The sequence below is a fragment of the Thalassoglobus polymorphus genome (assembly GCF_007744255.1).
In the GTDB taxonomy this organism is placed as follows: domain Bacteria; phylum Planctomycetota; class Planctomycetia; order Planctomycetales; family Planctomycetaceae; genus Thalassoglobus; species Thalassoglobus polymorphus.
Window position 1 is genome coordinate 3,480,468 of record NZ_CP036267.1, and the last position, 23,967, is coordinate 3,504,434.

Annotated in this window: 13 protein-coding genes; 4 read left to right on the forward strand and 9 right to left on the reverse strand. The window is 49.3% G+C overall.

What is annotated here, in order from left to right:
- Positions 1 to 125 precede the first annotated feature (125 nt).
- A complete protein-coding gene (locus Mal48_RS12505; RefSeq protein ID WP_145199763.1) occupies positions 126 to 455 on the forward strand; it encodes a HesB/IscA family protein in 330 nt (109 codons plus the stop codon).
- Between the two features lie 179 nt (positions 456 to 634).
- Positions 635 to 1,408 (forward strand): 5'/3'-nucleotidase SurE, encoded by a 774-nt coding sequence (surE, locus tag Mal48_RS12510; RefSeq protein ID WP_145199766.1) that lies wholly within the window; start codon positions 635 to 637, stop codon positions 1,406 to 1,408.
- Between the two features lie 166 nt (positions 1,409 to 1,574).
- On the opposite strand, the gene Mal48_RS12515 is transcribed toward surE, so the two are convergent.
- Positions 1,575 to 3,236: a hypothetical protein gene (locus tag Mal48_RS12515; protein WP_145199769.1), complete on the reverse strand. Its 1,662-nt coding sequence runs from the start codon at positions 3,234 to 3,236 to the stop codon at positions 1,575 to 1,577.
- A gap of 475 nt (positions 3,237 to 3,711) precedes the next feature.
- On the opposite strand from Mal48_RS12515, the gene typA reads away from it, so the two are divergent.
- Together typA and Mal48_RS12525 are read left to right on the forward strand one after the other, a co-directional pair.
- Positions 3,712 to 5,523: a translational GTPase TypA gene (gene typA / locus Mal48_RS12520; RefSeq protein WP_145199772.1), complete on the forward strand. Its 1,812-nt coding sequence runs from the start codon at positions 3,712 to 3,714 to the stop codon at positions 5,521 to 5,523.
- Positions 5,524 to 5,962: 439 nt separating this feature from the next.
- The gene (locus Mal48_RS12525; protein WP_145199775.1) at positions 5,963 to 6,331 is read left to right on the forward strand and encodes a co-chaperone GroES; all 369 of its coding nucleotides are present in this window, start codon (positions 5,963 to 5,965) and stop codon (positions 6,329 to 6,331) included.
- Positions 6,332 to 6,457: 126 nt separating this feature from the next.
- On the opposite strand, the gene Mal48_RS12530 is transcribed toward Mal48_RS12525, so the two are convergent.
- The 8 genes from Mal48_RS12530 to Mal48_RS12565 all read right to left on the reverse strand — a co-directional run bounded on the left by Mal48_RS12530 (position 6,458) and on the right by Mal48_RS12565 (position 23,953).
- The gene (locus tag Mal48_RS12530) at positions 6,458 to 7,390 is read right to left on the reverse strand and encodes an SRPBCC family protein (protein WP_145199779.1); all 933 of its coding nucleotides are present in this window, start codon (positions 7,388 to 7,390) and stop codon (positions 6,458 to 6,460) included.
- A gap of 498 nt (positions 7,391 to 7,888) precedes the next feature.
- The gene (locus tag Mal48_RS12535; RefSeq protein ID WP_145199782.1) at positions 7,889 to 8,305 is read right to left on the reverse strand and encodes a hypothetical protein; all 417 of its coding nucleotides are present in this window, start codon (positions 8,303 to 8,305) and stop codon (positions 7,889 to 7,891) included.
- Positions 8,306 to 8,652: 347 nt separating this feature from the next.
- The gene (mraY, locus tag Mal48_RS12540) at positions 8,653 to 9,813 is read right to left on the reverse strand and encodes a phospho-N-acetylmuramoyl-pentapeptide-transferase (RefSeq protein WP_231739521.1); all 1,161 of its coding nucleotides are present in this window, start codon (positions 9,811 to 9,813) and stop codon (positions 8,653 to 8,655) included.
- Between the two features lie 354 nt (positions 9,814 to 10,167).
- Entirely contained in the window at positions 10,168 to 11,583 is a 1,416-nt protein-coding gene (locus tag Mal48_RS12545) for a UDP-N-acetylmuramoyl-tripeptide--D-alanyl-D-alanine ligase (RefSeq protein WP_145199784.1), read from the reverse strand.
- 37 nt (positions 11,584 to 11,620) lie between these two features.
- Positions 11,621 to 13,141: a UDP-N-acetylmuramoyl-L-alanyl-D-glutamate--2,6-diaminopimelate ligase gene (locus tag Mal48_RS12550; protein ID WP_145199788.1), complete on the reverse strand. Its 1,521-nt coding sequence runs from the start codon at positions 13,139 to 13,141 to the stop codon at positions 11,621 to 11,623.
- A 573-nt stretch (positions 13,142 to 13,714) separates the two neighbouring features.
- The gene (locus Mal48_RS12555) at positions 13,715 to 19,591 is read right to left on the reverse strand and encodes a hypothetical protein (RefSeq protein WP_145199791.1); all 5,877 of its coding nucleotides are present in this window, start codon (positions 19,589 to 19,591) and stop codon (positions 13,715 to 13,717) included.
- Positions 19,592 to 19,602: 11 nt separating this feature from the next.
- Positions 19,603 to 22,911, reverse strand: a complete 3,309-nt coding sequence (locus tag Mal48_RS12560; RefSeq protein WP_145199795.1) for a hypothetical protein — start codon at positions 22,909 to 22,911, stop codon at positions 19,603 to 19,605.
- Between the two features lie 259 nt (positions 22,912 to 23,170).
- On the reverse strand, positions 23,171 to 23,953 hold the full coding sequence (locus Mal48_RS12565) for an inositol monophosphatase family protein (protein ID WP_145199798.1): 783 nt from the start codon (positions 23,951 to 23,953) through the stop codon (positions 23,171 to 23,173).
- Positions 23,954 to 23,967 lie beyond the last annotated feature (14 nt).

Genomic DNA, 23,967 nt, shown 5'->3' on the forward strand with positions numbered 1-23,967 from the left:
ACTCAACTTCGAAAATTCAGATCATTGACTGAAATCCTGATCTGCTTTCAAGTTGAGTGAGTGTGAGTGATTCTTGAAACACATATTTGTTCTGTTCGTCCTTTCAAGGCGAGGGAGAAGTTACGATGGTGACCATCACCGAAAAAGCTGCTGCGGAAATCAAACGAGTCATTAGCGAACAAAACATGCCCGAAGCGACTGTCGTCCGCGTTGGTGTCGCAGGTGGCGGCTGTTCAGGTTTTCAGTACAAATTCGGATTTGATGAAGTAGCAAATCTGGAGCAGGATCACGTTGCTGAACAGCACGGACTTCAAGTCGCAGTTCAGAAGAACCACGACCTGCACTTGGACGGAACCACAATTGACTTTTATGAAGGTCTCGAAAAACGAGGATTCACTTTCGACAATCCAAACGTGAGCCGCTCATGCGGTTGCGGAAGCAGTTTCTCAGTCTAGAGCAGTTTGCTCTACTGTGTGCCCGTGAAGAACGCATTTCTCTTGTAAAAATGCTGTTCGCCACGAGCCAGATGCTGCAAACCAATTCGAAAGATGCTCTAGCTGAATCCAAACATCTCAGAGACACCGGAACGCTGTTCCGGTGTCTCTTTCTATTTGCCGATTGACTTTGACAACTCATGAAAATTCTGCTCACCAACGATGACGGCATCTACGCTCCCGGTCTTCGAGCACTTCGGGATGCATTGCAGGAACTGGGCGAGGTCCATGTTGTTGCCCCTCTGACAGAGCAAAGCGGAGTCGGAATGGGTGTGACCTATCTTCATCCAATTATGGTTCATGAGATCATGGATCACGACAAACAGTTTGGCTGGGCTGTCGATGGGAGCCCGGTTGACTGCGTGAAAATGGGAGTTTTGGAACTATGCCAGGGCGAACCTGATTTGATCGTCAGTGGAATCAACGCCGGAGCCAACGTGGGCATCAATGTTCTGTATTCAGGCACAGTCGCAGCAGCCATTGAAGGGGCCTTCTTTGGCAAAACCTCTATGGCAGTATCCCTTTCACAAGGCACATCTCCAGACTACCAGCAGGCAGCACAACAAGTTGTCCCGATCATCAGAAAACTTCTCGACACTTCTCAACCACCGGGCAAGCTCTGGAACATCAATCTGCCCGACTCATCGAAGCAGAAACCGCAAGGGACCAAAATTGTCCCGATGGCAGTTCAAAGGCAATCCGAAAAGATTGAAAAGCGGACTGATCCACGCGGGAGATCCTACTACTGGAGCGGGCTGGAACCGATTCGAAATCATCAGCTGGAAGCAGAAACCGATGTCAATGAACTCCTCAACGGATACGTGACCGTCACGCCGCTGCACTTTGATCTCTCTGAAGCCAAACTGATCAAAGAGCTTGCAGAGCTTGATTTTGATTCCGACCAAGCTTGCTGAATCTCCCACCTGTCAACGCCCCACAGAATTCACGTGCGGGCCGGCTCTGTCACAAATCGAAGATTGCCCTGAACGTTCTCTCGTGGCGAGCATTCTATGAATGCCATAATATGAAATCATGAAATCGATCATCGACGGCACGAATTGCATTAAAATTAAAAATGCTCTACGAGCCCATGAACACGACAGCTACGAGCACCGCAGTCGCGAGCAACATGTACCCCACTTGCAGTGAAGGTGAGTTGTCTTCTTCAATGAGCTTCGAGGTCTCACTCACTTCGCGTTGTCCCCAACTCGGAAGCAAGCTCATCAGGCCGCGTAGCATGAATTTGTCAAACAGATGGATCAGGCTCGCTACGATTTCAAGTGGAATCACAATTCCTCGCTCAAGAATTGTTTCCAGGTAGTAATCATTTTGACAAAGCCGAACCAGCGAACCAAGTTCTGGCGTGGCACTTTGAGTTTGCTTGTGGAGTTTCATGGAAATGAAAATGCCACTCACAACTACTGGAACTGTGATCATGGGGGCCAGAAAGCGGAATGAAGAGAACGGGCTGGAAAATTCCGGACTGATAAAAAACGGAATGAACGAAACACAAACAAGCATCAGGCAGCCAACCGCCAGGACCAGCGTTCTCTCTTCACTTGAGTGCTCCCCCATTTCTTCGGGTCGAGGAGCGAGAACATTCCTCACTCCAAACACGAACAGTCCAAGTGAGAGAACCATCAACGGAAGCATTACTGGAGGGACGTGAATGCTTGAATTCTCTCCGATTACGCGAAGTGATTGCAGGACGGCTTCAACTCCGGTTGTTCCACAAAGAAGAATGACAACCATCCCCCATTTCATTCCAACTCTTAAAGGGCTCGGAGCCTGATCTTCAGTCAACAACAGTGTAACAGTCAAAATCACCGTCCCAGCAAAGAGCGCAGCCATTTGAGGCCATAACTGAGACTCTGCTGCGAGCCCGATTGCGACGAAGGAGACAGGGACGCTCATCATCCTGATCATCCGACTTCGCCCAGTAAAAAAGAGGCCAGAAAGTGGCAGTAACACCGCCGAAAGCCCAGCGAGACCGATAAGTAAGGTGCGAGGCTCAGGGAAAACCGTCAGCACGGCTTGCCATCGAAACAGGAGAAACCCGCCAAGACTTACCGGGAAAATCAGCAGCGACACCGTCCGTAATTCAGATTTCAGGCAGTCGTTGCTCCACGTCATCAGAGGAAACATTCCCAACCGAATCACAAGTGCGACCATCAGGCTCAAGACCGATGTCGTCATCAACGCTGTCGCCAATTCACTCAGCCCCTCAAAGGCTCCGGGTTCAGTGAGAAATGGGATCTGAAATGTGCCAGTGATGAAATAGATCCCAAGCAGACCAAGCATCCAGAACAGGTCCGCAACAGTCAGGCTTACGAGAATTTGTGCCCGAACCGGATCGCGAGTTTTCGAATTCAACAGTACCAGTCCGACGAACAACCAGTTACTCAGCCCCAGCAGCAACCATTGGGTCAGTCCGTCACACGATAAAAACAAAAAATGTGAGACCAGCAACAGTCCGAGAAAACACGAAAGCCCTTCTGCCGACTCCTCCGGCTTACTTGAGCTTCGGTCTCGAAACAGGAAAAGACTTGTCACACCAGAGGAGAAAAGCAACCAAAAGAGAGAGAGTGGATCGTGAAGAAAGACCAGCGACTGTCCATTTTCGAACTGAATGAAACTGAAATTGCGAAAAATTTCCTCGGCTGATCGCTGCAATTGCACCGCAACCGCTGCCACGGAAAGAAACGCAAAAGAGACCATTGATGCGACACGTGCAATCAACAACCTGTGAATACTCAAGAACCTGAGAGACGCATGTGTCTCCCCCCAAAATGCTGTCACCAATAGACTTATTCCAACGACCAGAGAGATGGCTGACAGAAAAATGGAGAAATATAGGGGAGTCATATCAACCAACAATTACAAGATGGGAGTCTTCAGGCCTCTGATGCTGACACGGGAAGAGTCTGAGATCGATGGATTTTACTTTCTTTAATGAGAAGTCTGCAAAATCCCGACAGATTCCCACTTCTTGATCTCCTTAATCATACATCAATTCCCTATTATTCCGCATCTAGGTGAAATGAAGCGAGCGCGACCGGGCGATGTCTGGGCAGACTCTCCGACAGGTTGTCCCCTTCAAATTCAAATCACCAATGAGAATCATGCTCTACGACTCACCTGTTCGACGAGTGGTTCGAACGTAAACACCAGGAATTCCAATTGCACACGAATTGTGTGCAGCGAATCGAGTTAACCGATGCGACGCCAAGACATTCGAAATATCGCAATCATTGCGCACGTTGACCACGGAAAAACGACTTTAGTCGATGCTCTCCTCAAGCATAGTGGGCAATTCCGTGATGCAAAACTTCAGCAAGATTGCATCCTCGATTCGAACGACCTCGAACGGGAACGAGGCATTACGATCCTCTCAAAGAACATCTCGATTCCATACAAAGATGTCAAAATTAACATCATCGATACCCCTGGACACGCCGACTTCGGTGGTGAAGTCGAGCGAGTTCTCAAAATGGCGGACGGGGCATTGATTCTCGTCGACGCATTCGAAGGGCCACGACCTCAAACCCGGTTCGTCTTAACAAAAGCGATGGAAGTCGGCCTGAAACCGATCATCGTCATTAACAAAATCGACCGTCCTGACTGCCGCCCGGAAGATGTTCTCCTCGAAACAATCCACCTGATGGAAGAACTGGGTGCGGAAGATTCGCTGGACATTCCTTACATTTTCGCTTCAGGTCGTTCGGCATTTGCCTCCGATGATCCAGAAGCTCGCGAAGGAAACATGCTTCCGCTATTGGACCTCGTGCTTGAACATATCCCGGGGCCAATCGCTAACGTCGACGCTCCGCTGCAAATGACTGCGACATCGCTTCAATGGTCGGAATACGTTGGAAGAATTTGTGTCGGACGGATCACGAATGGAGAAGTTCGACCGGGGATGAAAATTGCCCTGCTGAAAAAAGATGACACGATCGTCAAAGGAACAATCGAAGGAGTTGAGACGTTCGATCGACTCGGCCGCATCAAATCTGAGAAAGCTTCCGCCGGCGACATCGTCGCGATTACAGGACTTGCAGAGACCGAAATCGGGGACACCATCGCCGACCCTGTGAATCCAGTCGCATTGCCTCGCCTGGAAGTTGACGAGCCAACACTATCCATGGTCTTCACGATCAATTCGTCTCCGTTTTCAGGCAAAAGTGGTAAATTCCTGACCAGCCGCCACCTGCGGGACCGCCTTCAACGGGAGTTGCAATCCAACGTCGCATTGCGAGTCGAAGAAGCCGGAGCCAAGGAAGCCTTCAAAGTCTCTGGACGGGGACTTCTGCATCTTTCGATTCTCATTGAAACGATGCGTCGCGAAGGGTACGAACTTTCAGTCGGCAAGCCTGAAGTCATCCGAAAAGAAGTGGACGGAAAATGGCATGAACCGTTTGAAATTCTCGAAGTTGAAGTCCCCAGCGTAGATGTTGGGACTGTGATTGAGACCGTTTCGCTCCGAAAAGGCCAGCTGAAAGAAATGAAAGCTGGCTCAGGAACACACTCGCACGTTCAGTTCAGCATTCCCGCCCGCGGCTTGATCGGCCTGAGAACGCGCCTGTTAAATGCAACACGTGGCGAAGCTGTGATGAACCACCGCTTTGAAAAATTCGCTCCGATTGAAGGAGATATCCCACGTCGAAAGAACGGCGTTTTGGTCTCCCAGATTACCGGAAAAGCGACAGCTTACGCCCTCTGGAAATTGAGCGAACGATCAGACTTACTCATCGCTCCTGGAACAGATGTTTACGAAGGCATGATCGTCGGCGAAAACTCACGTGACAACGATCTCGTCGTCAATCCTGTCCGTGAAAAGAAGCTGACGAACGTCCGTGCTTCCGGTTCGGATGACAACATCACTCTTGAACCACCGCGAGTCATGTCTCTGGAAATGGCCTTGGAATACATCGAAGCAGATGAATATCTGGAAATCACTCCCGATGCTCTCCGCCTTCGAAAAATCTGGCTCCGAGAGAACGAACGAAAACGCAATCCAATCTCTGCTTAATCACCAGACACCTTTTCCTTGATAGCATTTTTCGAGCTGGTGCTCTCGTCCTGTACCCCAATTCGAAAGATACTCCAGAAGTGAATTGGTTGGTCTGAAGTTGCTACCATGAAATTCATTCCTGGTCGACTCAATCTTTGAGAGGGTTTCTTGAAAGCCCTCTCAAAATTGCTACCTTTCCCAGGAAACTGAACGCCCACTGATCCCGGATTCGGCTTGAGAACCGGCGTCGAAAATGAGGCTGGGAGGGTCGCGCGTCCTATTTAAGTGGTCAAGAGGCCAACATCATGCTCTTGAAGTCTTCTTAAAGATTTCATGAGCCGTTGCCAGGATTGGCGATTCCGAACCCGAAAACAAGAGGCGTTCGTCTTTCAGGGCTGGACTGCGTACAATAGGTCGTATCAGTTGTTTATGGCCTCTTAGATAGGGGGAAGTAGATATGGACGATTTTGTTGAACCGCTCGGACCGCGGATTTTAATTCGAAAAGATGAAAACCGACACCAGACTCGGGGCGGGATTGTTCTGCCTGACCAAGCAGAGATTCCAACGATCACTGGGCGTGTTGTCGAGATTAGTCTCGAAATTCAAAATGACGAAGACTTTCCTGTCGCGAAGTATGACAAGGTACTTTTTCACCCCAAGAACGCTATTCCCGTTGACTTGGAATCAAACAATGTCTTGTTCGTTGTCCCGATTGATGATGTCGTAGCCGTTTTTCGCCGAAGCAAATCTCCCAAACTGACTGACGGCGAAATCGATGAAGATGTCTCGGATTTCAGTGAATTCGATGATTCGGACGAACTGTAACTGCAACAAACTGCGCGAGTTAAGATTTCCCAGGCCGATGTCTCCTTTAGGAAAGTGTTTGTAAGAAGACCAGCATCAGGCTCTTGGTTGAAAATTGACAAGCACAGTGCGTGATGACTCCGTAAACTATTTCAACGGCAAATAAATCACGGTGCGCAACTCAGCAGGTGGAGTGGAATCACAACTGTTTTTGTAGATCTCAAACGCACCTGCTTTGCTCTGTTTGAGTTTTTTGTAGCGAGCATGTTGGTGTGCGGCGCTCCAAGCGTTGCCGAGGTGATCGTAGCGCCCAACATGCTCTGTTGCGAGGGCCTGCACATTGGGGATTGACCAGGTTGAGAAGTCAGCTGGAATCTCACCAACTGAGTCCGGAATAAGGAATCCACTGGTATAGTCAAACGTTCGTGCTTTGGCGTCCATGTGATGGTAGACCGAAATTCCTTCTCCTTCGATCTGCATGTTCTGCTGAGTCATCTTCTCAGCAACTTCCTTGAAGGCTGCTTCCATCGAAGAGCCGATATCTTCGAATGTGCATTGTTTGCGAACGCCGATCATTCTTAGCGGACCGATTGATTCGACTCCAAGAATATTCGTCTTCGACTCGATTTCCCCTGTTTCGATCCACTCTTTCAGCATCTTGAGACCGCGCTCGTAGTCCATTCCGATGAATGTTTCCGTCATGGGAACCATCCAAAACAAATACCACGGCATCGCTCCACGCATGTGCCATGTCAAACGAGTCTTGTCATCGACGCGATCGATATTGAATGAAACGCTTGAGGTCGATTTGAACGGCTTCGAGAAGCGAATCTCGTCTTCGATGATTTGACTTGGTTCGAGTCGGAGATGTTCCATCTCTCCCGCTCCCGTAATCTCTCCTTCCCAGGCATACGTTGAACCGACTGAAGCGGGATCTTGAGAAACGGTGACTTTCGCATCGGGTTCAGCACACAACCAGGGTGACCATGTGGTCCACGTCGAATAGTCGGAGATGATTTCGAAGACTTTCTCTGGGGAAGCATCGATCGAGATTGATCGCTGTACGTGAAACTTTGGCATCTCTCTACCCAAGCGGAAGAATTGAGTGGAAGTCTTCTCAAAACGAACGTCAAGAATGACCTGAAGAGATACTGTACTAGCACAGAGGGGAGAGCGACAAGCAACGTCCGAATTGCTCAGCTGGCCGCCGTGGAACACTCGATCCTGCAGGCCAACCTGAATCGCAACCTCAAAGTTCAAAAGGAGAGGCGAATAAGCTCACCGGAGTTGTTCGTTTGCCTTGTTCTACAAACAATTTCTCAGCGTCATTGAGGCTGAAAACAGCCGTTTGAATCCTAAAAAAGGTGGGAGTCGATGCGAATTGCTTCACATCGACTCCCGTCCCTCTCTCCCTACAACGCCTGAAAATTCATTGTGCGTAAGTCCGGACTTCGGGAAAGTCCGTTGATGTTGTGCTATGGATTTTTCGAATTGGTGTTCGCGACTTGCCTCGTGGCGAACACAGTAATTTCGCTGGGAAAACGCGTTCTTCACGGGCACAAGATAGAGCAAACTGCTCTAGCCGTTATTCGCTTTGTAGTCGAGTTCTGCCTCGGAATGTGTCTGCATTGATTTCGCCTCTTGAAGTCGCTTTTGCATCGCTGCGTGACCGGTCAACTTGTCGCCTCGGCGTTGTCCGTTGACCAAAACCGTTCCGATCCCGGTGACTTCAACATGGTCTCCCTCGCTGACAACACCACACTCCTCGCCATTGATAATAAGTCGCCCCGCCTCATAATGAACGACCAACTCGGGTGAATCGTACATCAGAGAGCCATCTTCACCTTTGACGATAGCGTGTGTTCTTTTGTCGCGATGGATGCTGTATCGAATCCCATCGTGTGTACCAGTCCAAGTAAGTGAACTGCATGATGGGGCAAGCATCGCAAGCATGATTGCGAATACGAGACCAACTCTAACAGAACGATGAGACATGGCGTGTTTCCGGGAAGGAATGTGTGCAGCCAGGCTGCTATATTTTTCAGCTCAGGAAAAGGTTGGAAGTCGATCCGATCCGAGAACCGGATCGACTTCCGTTCCCTCTCTCCCTACGCTGCATTAAACGAAGTGAATGAGTTCATTTCCGCTGCTTTATTGCCTGTGATAATTGCTTTCACGATTGCAAAAACTGTTTGACACGAGGCAAAATTAAAAATCAAGTTTTGGAAATGTTTTAGAACTGATCCTGAGACTTGAATTTGCTCTCTCAAACGTTGAGAGAAGCAGCGATTCTCAGAGGTTTTCGGACTGGTTCTATGAAGTGTGAGTTAGGATTTGAGGAATTATTGAATCTTCAGGCTGGCGACACTGAGGATGGCGAGCAGTGCTGAACCGATCCAGAATCGTGTCACAATTTTGATTTCATGTTCGCCTTTGAAGACGAAGTGATTATGGAGTGGGCTACAGGCAATCAGCCGGTTTCCCGTCATGCGGAACCACCCGACTTGGGCAATTACGCTCAGTGTTTCAATCACGAAGACACCACCGGCAATCACCAGGATGACCTCTTGTCTAGTGACCAGAGCTGCTAAAGCCAGCAACGCTCCAATAGGAAGTGATCCAGTGTCACCCATAAAAACCTGTGCGGGGTAACAGTTAAACCACAGGAATCCAAGGACCGCTCCGACAAGTGCTCCTATGACGATGCTCAATTCTCCAGAGCCTGCCATGTAAGGAATGCTTAAGTAGTCTGCCATCACCATGTGACCGGCGAGGTAAGTCAGAGCAACAAAGGCTGTTCCCACGAACACCACACAACCACTTGCCAATCCGTCCAGTCCATCGGTCAGGTTGACACCGTTCGAGGTTCCGACGAGTACCAGGACTCCCCAGAAGATAAATCCAACTCCTAACCAAATTCCGTACTGTCCGATCGGCCAAATCAAATCCAGGCCGTGTGTTCTGTCTCGTTGTTCAAAATACAACCAGGTGACCGCAACTGCAGCGAGTGCAAGTTGCACGATGAACTTCTGTCTCGCTTTGAGTCCGCGTGTTTTCTTTCCGATCTTTGTCCAGTCATCCACCGCCCCCAGGGCAGCAAATGAGATCGCAACATACAGACCAATCTGAACGTATGTGTTTGTCAAATCGCCCCAGATGAAGGTTGAGATGACAATGGCTGCGATAATGAACAGTCCCCCCATTGTCGGGGTATCCTGTTTCGCGGCATGTAACTGGTTTAATGTTTCTGACGCACTATCGATTCGTTCACGACAACGACTTTTCAGCCATTTGATCGCCATGGGTCCCATCACAATCGCAGCCAGGAACGAAGTCATCGCAGCCAACGCGGTTCGAGCAGTCAAATAGACTCGCGAATCGCCAGACGCATGTTGTTCCATCTGTTCCGCCAAGGGAACAAGGTGTTGCAATAGCCAAGGGATCATGAGGAGAGAGGAGTCAGGACAAGGAGGGAGGAATTCGCGTTGGGAATGAGACTTCATTCCCGGGGAGGCTGTTATTCAGGTGGGCAATTATGAATTTGGGATGTGTACTTGAAGTGAATTGAATGCCCTTGAAGAAACGGTTCTCTCAGGAAAAACGCTGAACTTCTCGAGGCAGATCTCGTTGATTGTTTTCGAATATGTTTTGTTAAAGATGTGCTATTAAAATGGATCCTGCTGCGAAGCAGCGAATTGGAGTGATCGACCCAGGTAACCACTCTGCCCTACGCCTGTGGTGCTTACCGCCCCGAGACGCCAGTGGGACGGTGCCGTGGAAGTCCCGCAACCTCTACAGCAGCGCAACAGGATCCAAGTTCTGAATTCAGGAAAATGAGGACTGAGTATTTGGCTTGATTAAGCCACTTTTCTTTGAATGGAATCGTGAGGGGAGTCTTGTACAAGCTGTTGTTCAGCAAGTTGTTGGAGCCGTGGAATGAATGTTTCCATTTGCATTCCACGTGATCCTTTAATCAGGATCACATCACCCGGTTCCAACCATAAGTTGAGCAACATCATTGCTGTTTCTTGATCAAGACAGGTTCCCAGGCAGCCGGCATCCATGCCATTTTTTCGTGCGCTTCCTGCGACGTTTGCTGCCTGTGAACCGATCGAGATCAGTCGATCAATCTTGGACCGTGTCACTTCTTCACCAAGGAGGTGATGAAAATCTTCGCTCCATTCTCCTAATGCGAGCATGTCGCCAATTAGGAGAATCTTCTTTCCGTGAGTTTCCCAATCCCGAAGTGTCCGGCACGCCGCGGAGCTGGACATCGGATTGGCGTTGTAAGTGTCGTCAATAATTGTCCAAGGACCGACCTTTTGAATGAGGCACCGCCCTGGAGTCGCCTGAAACGATTGAAAGCCCTGCTGAATTTCAGCATCGTTCATGTCGATTTGACGTCCAATTGCGATAGCAACCAGAGCAGCGGTCAGGTGATGTCGACCAGTGACAGGAATTGCAAACCTGGACTGCTCAACCTCAAATTCGATCTGATGGTTACTGACGGAGACATTTTTTGCGATCAGGTCGTTGTGTTCTCTTTCGCCGACCAGAATGACAGGACATTTCGCCAGCTGTGCCAGTTGGCGAACGTTGCGATCATCTCCGTTGAGAACTGCAAAGCCTCCTTGCGGAAGCCGTTCAATGAGTTCCCCTTTTGTCGTGATAATGTTTTCGTATGAACCAAAATCATCGAGGTGGCTTGGTCCAATCGCAGTGATCACTCCCACTTCTGGATTTGCGACTTCCGTCAAATCGGCGATATCTCCGACTTGCGAAGCCCCAAACTCAAACACTCCAAAATCATGGAAATCTTCAAGTTGCAGTAAGCTGAGAGGAACTCCAAAGTGGTTGTTAAAGTTTCGCGGACTTTCCACTCCCTGGAATCGGGCAGAAAGAACGCTCGTGATCATTCTTCGAGTTGTCGTTTTCCCGACACTGCCTGTGACTCCGATTACCAGAGCATCAAATTGCTTTCGATACCAGTCTGCCAAGTCCCACAGCGACATCAGTGAGTCTTGAACTTGAACAGTTCGATCAGAAACGACTTGATCTTCTTCCACAACAGCAGCAACTGCACCGTTTCGGAAGGCCTCATCAAGGTAATGATGTCCGTTATGTCTCTCGCCGTCCAAGGCCCAAAATAGGTCACCTGGTTGGATCTTCCTTGAATCAATCTCAATCCTTGAGATCAACTGAAGGTCCTCCGGAAGTCCTTGCGGGACTCCGCCTGTTGCGGCGAGGAGTTCATCGACTCTAATCGCACGCATTATTTCGAGTCCAGTTGTTGTTCATTGAAGCACTTCATTATCCCGCCACTTTCGCAGGAAAGTTTGATTGTCCAGTAGCACGAATTGTGTGCAGAATTGCATCTCGGCAAGACTTTACATCGTCAAAAGGGAGTCTTTGCTCCCCAATGATTTGGAAATTCTCGTGACCTTTTCCGGTCACCAAAACGGTGTCTCCAGAATGAGCCAATTCCATGGCACGTTGTATTGCTTTTCGCCGATCAAATTCAATCAACGGTGGATTCGCGGAAACGTCAAATCCACACAAGATGTCATCAACGATCTGCTCAGGCGATTCAGTTCGAGGGTTGTCGTTCGTCAGAATCACTTGATCTGCGAGCGAAGCTGCACGTCCCATTGCGGAACGCTTTGTCCTGTCGCGATCCCCACCGGCACCGCAGACGATGATGATACGATTCTTGGAAATCTCCCGAACCGACTGAATGACATTGGCAATGGCATCGTCGGTGTGAGCATAGTCAACATAGACTCTGTAATCCTGTCCGCACTCGACCGCTTCCATGCGGCCGGGGACAGGTCCACATTCTGCGAATCCTTCGCAGATTTCTTCTGTTGTCAGTCCAAGGTGAATTGCCCCGCATGCGGCGGCAACGCAGTTCGATATATTGTGTTCTCCGATCATGGATGTCTCACACATCATCCGCTCGACACCGAAATGGATTCGAAATCGGGAGCCTCGCGGCGTCATTTCGAGAATTTCAAAAGTGACATCTGCATCATCCGATTGTCCGTAAGTGAGCGTTCCCACTTGCTGGTTCAACTCTGGAATCAGACGTTCCCAATGCTCGTCGTCTGCGTTCAAGACAAGAATGCCACCTGGTTTCAGGTAGTTGACAATCTTCGCTTTTGCAGCGACGTAATTCTCAAAATTTGTGTGATAATCCAAGTGATCATGAGTCAGGTTCGTGACGATGGCAACATCGACCCCCATACCAGCGGGACGCGATTGGTCCAATGCGTGGCTGGAGAGTTCAATGGCTGCATATCGAGTTTTTTGCTCTCGCATGGCTGCAAGAAGCTGTGCGATTGTCATGGCATTGGGGGTTGTGAGCACGGAAGGCTCGGAAAGGATGCCATCACAATTTTCGATCGTCCCGATGAGTCCAGTTGGACGCGAGGCATATTCGAGAAGGGACCTCAAAATCCAGGTGGTCGTCGTTTTTCCATTTGTGCCGGTCACCCCTGCGATTCCCAAATGACGGGAGGGATCACCGAACAGTCCGTGGCAAATTTGACCGTAGGCTTTTGGAACGTCGGAAACGATGCATTGAGGAAGGGAAATATCCGCGAGTGGGAAATCAGTGAGGATTGCCGCGGCCCCGCGTTGAAGGGCTTGGGGAATAAACTTTCGGCCGTGGGTTTGATGGCCAGGGAGGGTAACGAAGAGACATCCCGGAGTACATTCGTCGCTGTGCGATGCAACCGAAGAAACGGTTATGTCTGCACAGCCAACGAAACTGGCTGAGGGGATCAGCCCGCGAAGGGAAACTGAACCGGGTTGTCGGAGGGGAGTCAACATGAAAACAGGGCGTCCTGCCCGTCAACATTTCATTACAAGTGCAACAAAATGCTGCGTCGTCAATGACGAATTGTATTAGGTGGAGTAAGGAGATTTGACAGCGAATGATCTGGTTCGAACAAAACCTGAAGGAGGTTGAAGATCACCTTAGTGAATGACTTCGATTTCCGGAGTATTGCTCGTGCTTTTCAAGGTGCTGTGAGTTGTTGTGCTGTAAGGAGTTGTGTTGTTCGACCGGCGTGACTTGCCGGTTGAGTAAGAGGCATTCTGTTCATTTTTCGAAATCGGTCAACCAGACTTTGGTCGAAATTCAAATTTCTACAATTCGCATTGTACTTCTTACACGCAGAAATCTGGAAGAGATCAAATACCGCATGTTTTTTAGCCGAGAAGCCAACGAGCTGTCAGAGAGAATGTACTACGAAGCTTGTCCGCGACCTCCAACGAGTCTCTCCGACGGCTTGTGGACTGTATGAAAAGAAAGATTCATCAGGAAGAATTCGGTTCTGGAGCGGAGTGAGAGATCGATCCACTTCATATCGAACGTGTGTGAAACGAGACTCGTCTTGCCACTCAGTGACTGGCCCCAGGCCCGGTTGGTTGAACAGAAATTTCCGACGTCGATGCGGACTGATCACTTCCACCAGATGTGCGTCCCGTCACTTTGCTGCGATACAGGAACAGTGCCAAGCAAACACAGACGAAACTGACGATCTGCGGGTCGAGAAACAGAAACCAAAAGATCGCGACGACCAGCAAAGTCACCGGTGAATTTTGCTCGATCCATTTCGCTAGCTGTTTCAATTGATACTGAAACATAATGAGCAGATATCCCGCCAGACAAACGAATAGAATCTTGCTGAACCAAAGCAGCCATTGCGGCCATGTCCACATCGTTGAAAGCTGAATCTCGCCGGCCTCACTTTGATCTGAAGTCACCCATTGAATGTTCTGAAAATCATTGTGGACGTCAAAGAGCTGACCGAAGGAGGAGTCGGTTCTTTGAGAATTTGCAGTGACGGAATCGGCCGAAATGGTCAAGTCTTTGAGGATGCTTGCCCATTCTTTCCGATAGCGTTCAATCGCCTCCGTCTGTTCAAGAGTGAGGACATTCTTGGAAGCGATCTCCTGAATCCTCCCCTGACACTCTCTGAGTTCTTTCTGAAGAGCACTCTCGAGAGGGAGAGGAGATTGCAGAGACTTCGAAATTTCCAGCAGTGATTTCCAACGGAAAATCCAGACGTCGATCTGATCCAGCTCTGCCTGTTTTCTCTTTGATGCGTGCAACTCCCCTGTTTCAACCACGCCGAGCAGATGAGGAATATTCGTTTTCATATTCTCCAACAGGGGGACTTGAATCTGATTTGTCGACGGAGATGTACTCGTCCAATGAACCATAATCGCAGAAACTGAGTCGTCCAGTTCAAGACGCGCTGAACGTTCTGCCCCACTGCCGAGGATTGGAATTTCTGTTCCGTCTGCCAGGTAAACGTGATCGACTTCAACGGACAGTTGAAATGGCAACGGGCAATGTACTGACTCCGAGCCCGTCACCCACAGCCGGGTAACTCCTCGTAATTCACCGGAGGCTTGAGGCCAGACCGCCGTCTCTGAATACTGAATTTTGGCCTGCTGGATTCCCTGATCCATTCTGAGCGGAGAGAGGAAAAGTGAGTCTTCAAGAAGCTGGAATCCATGCAGGTTTGCATGGCTGATCGCATCCTTCCACTGTAGCGGAATCCATTCAGGCAAGTTTTTCGATTGAACCTCAAGGACACCTGCTGACGGGAATGCGACGGTCCGGTTCTCGTTCATAAAAAAGAACTGAGACGCTGTTCGCGCAGAGCTGATTAAAATTCGTGGGACGTCGACAGCGACAGCACTAGTGGAATTTTTCTCAAGGATCTGTTTCATTTCGTCCGGAAATCGACTCGAAACCTGAATACTGACCCCATCCGAAAATCGCTCCGGAATCTGAATCGTGTATTCAATAGTTTGACTCATCTCGTTTGTAGTTTTCCGAAAATAGCTTGGAGAGATCCGAACGTTCTCATAAGCCTTAGGAACGGAAAAAGTGACTGACTTCAATGGCGTTTGTTCACCCGAAAACCGCAGCAATTGGACAAGTGCCCAATAATCGTTATTGCCGACATGCAACCTCGAAGCAACATCAACACGTGTTGCACTTGGCGGTGGCTGCAAACGAATTTGAGTCGGGCGAAGTTGTGATTCAGAACGAAACGTCCCGATGGTTCGCGGAGAATTGAATTCTTCAGGCTTCATTGCCAGTTCGGTCACGGTCGTCCCGCCTGGCATTTTGAGCTCAATATCCCAGTTTGTTTTGTCCTGAATCGTCAATGAACGTTCCAGTATTTTTGAATCGTTCAGGCGAAGTTCTGGCAAGCTTCGGAAGATCTCAGATGAGAACCGCCCTTCACCGGCGAGTTCAAGCTTTCGAAGACCAAGTTGCCCACCAGGAATGAACACCGAAACACGGTCCCCTTTCTGATGAAACCGAAATACAGTTTCTTCACCCGGAAGACGTGAATGAACAGAATTGATCCGGACTCCGCCATCGATCTGGAATTCGTGGACAAACGTTGGCAGCCGCTGAACTTCAATGTCGACATCCGCACTCCATTCGAGTGAAGACTGTGAAACATTGATTTTTTCAAAAGCACTGTAAGACGACTCGGGGTGTGACTCTGCCAGACGTAACCTGAGAACGTTATTCGCTTTCATCTCAAGAATCTGGACAGGTCGACTCCGCCCGAAGGCGTCGTTTTGAGGCCACGCTTCAGCCATCAGATACTGAAGAGTCGGTTGATTCTCCACAGGTTCAACAGAAATCCCAGGAGGTGTTTTGAGTCCGAGAACCTGAGTTTTCATTCCGGCTGACCAATCCAGCTTGGGAACAACAAGTTCGCCGACTTGATTCACGAGAATCGGAAGAGAAAACGAAATCACAATCGTTTCGCTCGAAGAGTTGTTTTTCGATTCAACAACAAGATGTCGCTGCCCATTCTCATCGACAGATTGAAACCACTGAGCGACTGAATGCCCGGAAACCTGGGAAACAAGAAGCTTTGGCGGCAGTTGTAAGACAATTTCTTCAAAGCTGGCAGCATCAACCGGCTCCAGATAAAGCTGGCCGGTAATTCTCGCTGATGAGATATTTAGAAGAGTGTAAAAATTCAAACGTTCTTCGACTGGCTGTTCCGCGCTGGCGGGCATGGCAAAGTTTTGAACAGGCCCCACAGAAAGCACTGTTGATTCGCTTTGACTTGAGAGAACTTCCCCCATTCGTGTCACAGCCTCAACATCCACAGCTTCGGGAAGAGTCAATGTTGCATCAATGATTCGAGGAATGGAACTCCGAATTGAAGACGAAACTTCCTGTCGAAAGTTCAGATCAAATTCGACAGTATGCCGTTCCCACTCTGTATCAAAGGACGAACTCGGACTTTCCGGAGTGTTTTGAATTTTTACGATCACGCCCTGTCCATCGATCGAAGGAATCAACGATTGCACATTACCATCAATCAAACATTCTGCTCCCGACTGAAAAACGACTCCTTGAAATTTTAGCTCAACAAGTGTTTCAGTCGCAGAGGCAGGAGTCAGCACTTCCAGATGAGCACGATAGAGATTACTGGGCGTCGTCTGAATCAGTTCGTACCGCACTAATCGCAATAAGTACGGGATTGTTGAATCTGCTGAATTGACCACTTCCCGCTGCGCCGAAACATCCTGCGTTTGGAGTGATGAGGCCAAAAGTGCAATCACGAACAGTGAGGCTGTCGCAAAATTTGGAATAATTTTTTTCGAGGGCTGATTTTCCGGTATTCGTAAAAATTCGACAGGTAACAAAACGGAGAGGAAGGACCCAATCAGCATTGCGCCACCAATCAGTGACCATTCATTGACCGCGATCATCTGAAAGGAAATCAGAACTAACAGCCAATAGGGGCTCAGTCTTCTCAGAACGGAGGATCGAAGTAAACGCCCTCCAGTTCCGATCAGCAAGCAGGCAAGAAACGCTGCCCAGGCGACGTTTTGGGTTCGTGATTCATCCCAGGACTCAAACTGGATCGAATCCGCAGAAGTCAGGCAATGAAAATGATACGTCCTTGCTCCACGTGCGGAGACTGAAGGCGAAGTCTCAGTCTGAGCTAAAACCTCTCCATTCTGGACCAATTCGGTATCGAGAGATGAGTCAGTTCTGTTTGAAAATGGACCAAAGAAATACCGACGACTTCTAGTATCGCTCACTGCATCGGGCAGAGTCACCGAGGTGAGTGTCCGCTTGGTGGGGAGTTCGAGTGACCATTCAAACTGAGTCGTTTCAAGTTCGGTGACCGGCAAAGGGATATTGCATTGTTGGCGAAGCCACTTCTGCTCCGCGGTCGAAATGTAAATCACCGAAACTTCAGAGAATGCAGAAATGCCTTTAGGGAAACGAATCCGTTCTCCATCCCGATAAACCGTGACCGAGCGACCATCAATTGAGACAGCAGACAACAGGCAATTCTCCGGAAGTCGAAGTTGCAGTTGCTCCGGGGTTGTTTGTCCAAAAACCTCAATCGTTGCATGATGAACGAGCTTAGGATTGACCGGATGATCAAGCGATTCAGCTTGTGTGAGGATCGACATTCGCGAGGTCGGCAGAACACTCGGTTCGGAAGCCTCAGTCTCCTGCTGCACAGATGAGGCAGGGTCTGAATCTGTTTCACTCAAATGACCGCCACGCGCACCAGTTGCCGGCAATAACCGAACCTCCGGCAGCGCTGCGAGGTTCGCGTTTGAGCTGAAAAAACTCCGCAGTTTATGCGACGAACGAATTTGTCGCTGCTGCAATTTTTTCCAAAACTGATCCAAATGAAACTCTGTCGTCACTTCATTCCACTGATTTGTTGACGTCAGGTCGATCTCGACGGCTTCTGGAAGAATCCAGTCGCTGCGAATCGACTTCGTTGTCGCATTTTGAACGACCGGAACAGGTAACGGCCGGGGGGAATCAAAATCGGGGATTTCGGTTCGAGCCAGGATTTCAATTGTCTTACTCGATTCAGCCGAGATCGGTTCTTTGAAGGTGACACTCAGCAATCTCTGTTCAACTGACCAACTTGAAACTTCAGAGGCGACGTCCAGAGAGTCGACAGCTACAACGACCCACTCTTCGGGAATCGAGATTGTTGTTGTAAACATTCGACCGCTTTTCGCGATGCTTGAAATCTTCGAGACAACCCACGGAAGTGGCGTATCTAAATGATGCAGCGAGTGAACATCACTTCTGAGTGCATAATTTGGTGGGCCAAGATCAACGATCAGCTGAGGACTTTCCTCGAACGCTTCGAAGCGCCAAACCTCTCCACGAGGCTCGTTGGTCAATCCGGTTTGAAAAAATCCTTTGGCCTGAATGTTGTGCAATTCAAGTGGTGATTCAATCCGAATATTTGCAGTTCGTTTCGTTTCCAGAGACGATCTCAACTTCAAAAGAGGAAACCGCTGAGGTCGGACCCATCTCACTGGTTGAAACCCCTGGATTCTCAAGCTCAGTCGCCCACGTGTGACAACTCCGGGGACAGTCACTCTCAGTAGGCCAGGTGTTTTGGTGTCACGCTCAAACGGAAGTGAAATCCCACTCGAAGAGACCGCTTGAACAACGAGTGTTGTCGGGACCAGAAATTCAAGTTCTGAAAGAGTTTTCTTCGTGAGCCCATCGACCAGAAAATGACATTGAACAAATATCCCGTCTTGTCGTGCAACATGAATGGTATCAATCGTGACCTTCGGAATGATCGAGTCTGTTGGATTTTTATCGGTCACAATCCGGAGAGTTGATGCCTGGTGCCTTCCAAGATCGACGGTCCATAATGAATGGCCTGGCTGACCTGGAACTGGTGCCGAGGAAACGTGTCCGACAGAGGAGAATAATTGACTCCCATTGGGAATTGAAACGACGAGTTCGGTGTGCGTGGCTCGGGGGAACTGACACTCAAAAATATGAGTCCCAGGGTAAGACTTGCCGTGCTTGCTCCAGTCCCCAGTGATCTTCTGCATCGATGGGCGAACAACGACGAGACGAGTATCGTTCTTAGTAGTTCCCCAAACTGCTGGCTTCGCATTTGACGTCAAGTTCCGGAGTGCGAGGTTAACCTCCGAGATGTTAATTGACGCAGTCTGGTCCCCACGATGCAATAAGTCCCAATGAAAAGTCCCCGCAGTCAGGTCGCCATTCTGAAATGCCGCCTCGTAGCGAGCCGATTCAATGACGGCGTGCGACTTGGTATTCGATGAATTCGAGAGTGTACTCACTTCTTGAGCGGAATTTGCTTTCCCGGCGGCCTGCGAATCCTGCGACGCAGGCTGCGCCCAGCAAAGCTGTCCATACGAAAGCTGTCCACACGAAAGCAGAACGAGAAAGATGTAGAGATTCCAACTGCGCATTGACGAACCTCCTATTCGTTCGAAATTTTGGAGATGCTCGATCCAGTCGGCGTATAAATTCGAGTCGTTCCATCAATCGCCTCCATCGGATTTCCGCCGATGGATTGATCACTTGCCGGATACTCATCGAATCGCTCTCTCTGCCGTGAGCGGTGGCTGTGCCTCTCTGAAGGGTCAGCATGAAGCCGTCTCATGCGAACATCAATCACAGTTGCCGTCAGTGCTAGCAACACACCGAAGCCGGCAGGCTGAAGCAGTAGTAACATCGGTTCAAGATACCACAAACTGGCGACGGCAAAGGCGAATGCCAGCACGAAGAAAGAGAACACATTGCGAGTCGCTGGAAAGTGATAGAACAAAAAGCCCAGCCCGAGTGCAAACCCAGCTCCAATCAACAAGATGAGCGAGCGGTTCATTGACCGGAAGGCACCTTTTTGAATGGGTGAATAGACTCGAAACGCATAGTAATTATTCTGAAATTGAAACATTTCCGGAATCGAACTCAGCAGTTCTTTCCGTTCCAGTTGATAGCTGGGGTTCGCTTGTCGTTCCCAGACAATTCCGTTTCTTCTCCACGAGAACAACGGTTTGAGTGCGGGGTATTCGAAAAGATGGTGACCAAACGGCAGATTGAATTCCCAGACAGTTTCGTTGACCCACACACTTTCAGAAAACTCCGGGAAGTCAAAGACCTGCGGATTTGCAAGTGAAAATGCCGAGTGGCGATCGTTCCGATACTGTAATTCCAGAACGCGGCGTTCCTGCGTCCCCTCTGGTAAAGTGATCACAATTTTCCCACGGTCGTTTTCGTATTCTGTGAGCGCAACTCCATCAACCTTAATGCTCTTGAATTCAGAACCACTTGGGAACGTCATCAACAGACGTGACTTTGGAGAGAGAATCTCGTATCGGGCAAACGTTTCACACTTTCCGTCCTCTTCAAACCGCGTCCACAAGTTTGCGACATCGACAACATACTGCTGAGAGGAATCAACAAGAGTTCCACCCACTAATAATGGGATCTCAAATGGCGTCTTTCCCCCTGACTGCTTGACCCACAAGGCGCCTTGGGGAGACGTTTGAACCGGGGCCCAACCAGAAGCGTTTTGAGTGACTTGAACATTCTCAATTGGAATGATGAGACAATCAATCCCGCTGAGTGGGACTTGAGTCAGCGAGACCACCGGAAGCTTCACATTCTGTAAGTCAGTATCGTCATCAAAAGGAAACCGATAGCGAATCTCGAGAGTATTTTGAGCAAAGATCGCTTCCGGGAACGACACTTTTAGAACAGGACCGACCAGCACAATATCATCCAACGACTTGCCATCGAGACGAACATCTAAACTCGATGAGACGTTCGTTGGTTGAATATATTTCATCAACGAGGCGGGAATGTTGAAGTCAATGGACTTTAATCTCCCATGTTCAACTTCAAGCTCGAATTTTTGTTTGATCAGCAAGTCACGCGGAGTCGCTTCCTGAACTTCAACTGTTGTCTTCGCAGTAATTTTCTGTTGATGCTCGGTCACAACTGCGTGAAGTCGCTCTGCATCCGCAGTTTTGACAATCCGAGTATTTTTCGAGAGTAACTTGTCCCGAAATGGATCAGAGACTTTCCAGATCTCTGCGATCTGGTTGATGTAGTGTTTGCTCTCGATCAAAGGCAATTTCTCGACCAGAGCTTCATCAAAGGCGAGGTCAAACTCATCAGCGAGCTCAGTGAGAATTAACTTTCCTCGAACATACTGCTGAGGAATTTGCGGCAGAGTCCAAGAGAGGTCCGATCGATCTTGAATTGAAACCGGTCGCTCGAACTCCGTAATCAGATGGACATGTTCGCCAGCCAACAACGGGCTTGCCAACTGTAAGGTCACGCCATCCGTCAGGTCGTTAAATGTTGTTGGAATCTCCGCCAAAGTCTCAGCATCAGTCGAATTCCCCTTCAACTTCCATCCATCAGTCGATGAGTCTGGCCATCTCATTGTTAATGACGAAACAGATCCACGTTCGACTTCGACAAGCTGATGAACCAGCAATCTCATCGTTTTTTTCTGATTCAGCCTCACTTCATAAATCGGCGTCACAGAATGAAGCGGCTCGACAGGCTGGATTTCCTGAACGAGTCGAAAAGGCTGTTGTAAGAACTCATAGACGCTATTTGGGCCTTCCATCTCTGTGAAGCTCATCTCCTCGATGTTCACTCGGAAGACGAGTCGCGAAGCGTCATTTTGAGGGAGAATCCGATAGCCGGGAAGTTCGTCAATGCGGACAGTTCCACCTTCCTGAACAGCCCCTTCTACTTCGAGTCCATCAATCGTAAGCTTATCACCCTCTTTGGAAATCTGCTTTCGCAAAAGCCAGTGCAACTCTATCCGTGCAGAGGCGTCCGCCATAAGTGGAATTCGAACCCAACCTTCGCGATCCTCCACCTTGGAATGCGGGCGAATGTTCCTTCCGGTTAAATTCAAAATTTCAAAATCGGTCGGAACACGGATCAACAATTCGCGTGTTGCCTGCGGTTGTAGATCGATAAATTGTTTAACATCCAGAACAAGTGAGTCGGTTGAAGGCTTCAAGTGAAAGTTCGTCAGCACTTTCGAAACGGTCGCTCCCGTTCCCTGCGGGACTGTCCAGGTGCAATCGAGGTGATTCCGGGAAACGCTCGCTGAGACTTCGGTCGAGGTCTTGGAATGTTTCGTGGAGAGAATCTCAAGATTTTGAGAAGCCGCAATCGCAGCGTTCGCTTCTGGAATTGTCAGTTTGAGTTGGGTATCAAAGTTCGTGGAAAGCGGTGGTAACGAAAGAACAAATTGTGAACGGACCCCTTCACGTTTCACGGGGACCCACATTGAAAATTTCAAACGATGCTTCCCCAAGCCTTTCAGCATCCAATAGATGCCGTCGTCCCTGCGATTTGGAGAAAAGTCGGGAGATTCTTCGCCCGGTCCGTCGTATTCTCGAGACCAGATGTGTGCTTGATTAAACTGCAAAGGAATGGAATGCCAGCCGACACCTTTGTTGATCACCACTTCAACATCTGCCTCGACCTTCACACGATCATCGACCACTTCCGCATCGAGCGCAACACTTGCCAGAAAGAAGTCCGGAACAAGTGCCTCTGTTGGATCAGGCTGACTCGTTGAAACCGGTTCTGTGACCGCCCCCAAGGCTGCCGCAGATCCTGGGGTTCCATTCGGGCTTTGATTGCCATTTGACTCAAGTGGCGTTTCACCTGAAGATTGCTGTGAGAAAACCGGTTGAATCTGGAGAACGACGGCTAGAACGAGAATCAGCCCACAGCGGATTCCCCACCTCAAAGCTTCTCGGTCTATTTCACCAAGAGGAGCAATTTTTCTGAAAGAATCCGGAATGAAATTGAGGGAACTCTTCACAAGACCTGCGCTTCAATTTGTCGGGGAAAGACTCGCAGCCGAGACGGAAATTTGCCAATCAGTAGCCACATCCTGCGCTATCAACATCTTACCCCGAGTCAGACTCGACAACCAAGTCGTTTCACCGATTTTAACGATCTTTCAACGAGCAGTGCTCAACGCATCACTCGTGACGATGACCTGTTCATTCAGCATATTGCAATCGTGCCGATATTTCGGCGTGTAACGAAGTTCCATTTGATGCGAGCATGTTCGGGACATTGACATCGAACTCCTGATCTTCGCAAGTTGTGACTTTCCCCCCTCCTTCACGGACGATGAGAACCCCAGCTGCCATGTCCCACGGCTTCAAGCTGGTCGACCAAAACGATTCGATTCGCCCACAGGCCACTGCACACAAATTCAAAGCTGCAGACCCGGTTCGCTGCACCGTCTGCGCCGCTTCCAAAACATCAAGAAATCGACGAACAGCTTTGTTGTCACGACTCGCCTTGATCGGCAAACTCGCCATACACATGGCTGATGAAAGCTCATCAATGACAGAGACTTCAATCTTCTGTCCGTTCAGTTGGGCTCCCTCCCCTTGAATCGCGGTGAACATTTCATCTCGATTGGGGTCATAAATCACTCCGACAATCAGCTCTCCATCGCACTCAAGTCCAATGGAGACAGCATAATACGGAAATTTATGAACATAGTTTGAGGTGCCGTCGAGCGGATCAATGATCCATCGATATGGAGAATTCCCCTCGTTCCGCAAAAGTCCTTCTTCGCCAAGAAAGCGATGATCAGGGAACTTTGATGAGATCAGTTCAAAGATCGCTTTTTCAGAAGCGAGATCTGCTTCCGTCACGAGATTCGCAGGGCTTTTTTCACGGGGGGTAAAACGCCCCGCCCAATCTTGAAGAATCGCCCCACCTAAACGGGCAGCCTCGGTTGCAACTTCAAGTAAGTCCGTTCGATCCATTTCAGCATCCATTG

Coding starts and splice junctions, on each gene's coding strand:
- Mal48_RS12505 (WP_145199763.1), top strand. CDS start 126: ATGGTGACCATCACCGAAAAAGCTGCTGCGGAAATCAAACGAGTCATT.
- surE (WP_145199766.1), top strand. CDS start 635: ATGAAAATTCTGCTCACCAACGATGACGGCATCTACGCTCCCGGTCTT.
- typA (WP_145199772.1), top strand. CDS start 3,712: ATGCGACGCCAAGACATTCGAAATATCGCAATCATTGCGCACGTTGAC.
- Mal48_RS12525 (WP_145199775.1), top strand. CDS start 5,963: ATGGACGATTTTGTTGAACCGCTCGGACCGCGGATTTTAATTCGAAAA.
- Mal48_RS12530 (WP_145199779.1), bottom strand. CDS start 7,390: ATGCCAAAGTTTCACGTACAGCGATCAATCTCGATCGATGCTTCCCCA.
- Mal48_RS12535 (WP_145199782.1), bottom strand. CDS start 8,305: ATGTCTCATCGTTCTGTTAGAGTTGGTCTCGTATTCGCAATCATGCTT.
- mraY (WP_231739521.1), bottom strand. CDS start 9,813: ATGAAGTCTCATTCCCAACGCGAATTCCTCCCTCCTTGTCCTGACTCC.
- Mal48_RS12545 (WP_145199784.1), bottom strand. CDS start 11,583: ATGCGTGCGATTAGAGTCGATGAACTCCTCGCCGCAACAGGCGGAGTC.
- Mal48_RS12550 (WP_145199788.1), bottom strand. CDS start 13,141: ATGTTGACTCCCCTCCGACAACCCGGTTCAGTTTCCCTTCGCGGGCTG.
- Mal48_RS12555 (WP_145199791.1), bottom strand. CDS start 19,591: ATGCGCAGTTGGAATCTCTACATCTTTCTCGTTCTGCTTTCGTGTGGA.
- Mal48_RS12565 (WP_145199798.1), bottom strand. CDS start 23,953: ATGGATCGAACGGACTTACTTGAAGTTGCAACCGAGGCTGCCCGTTTA.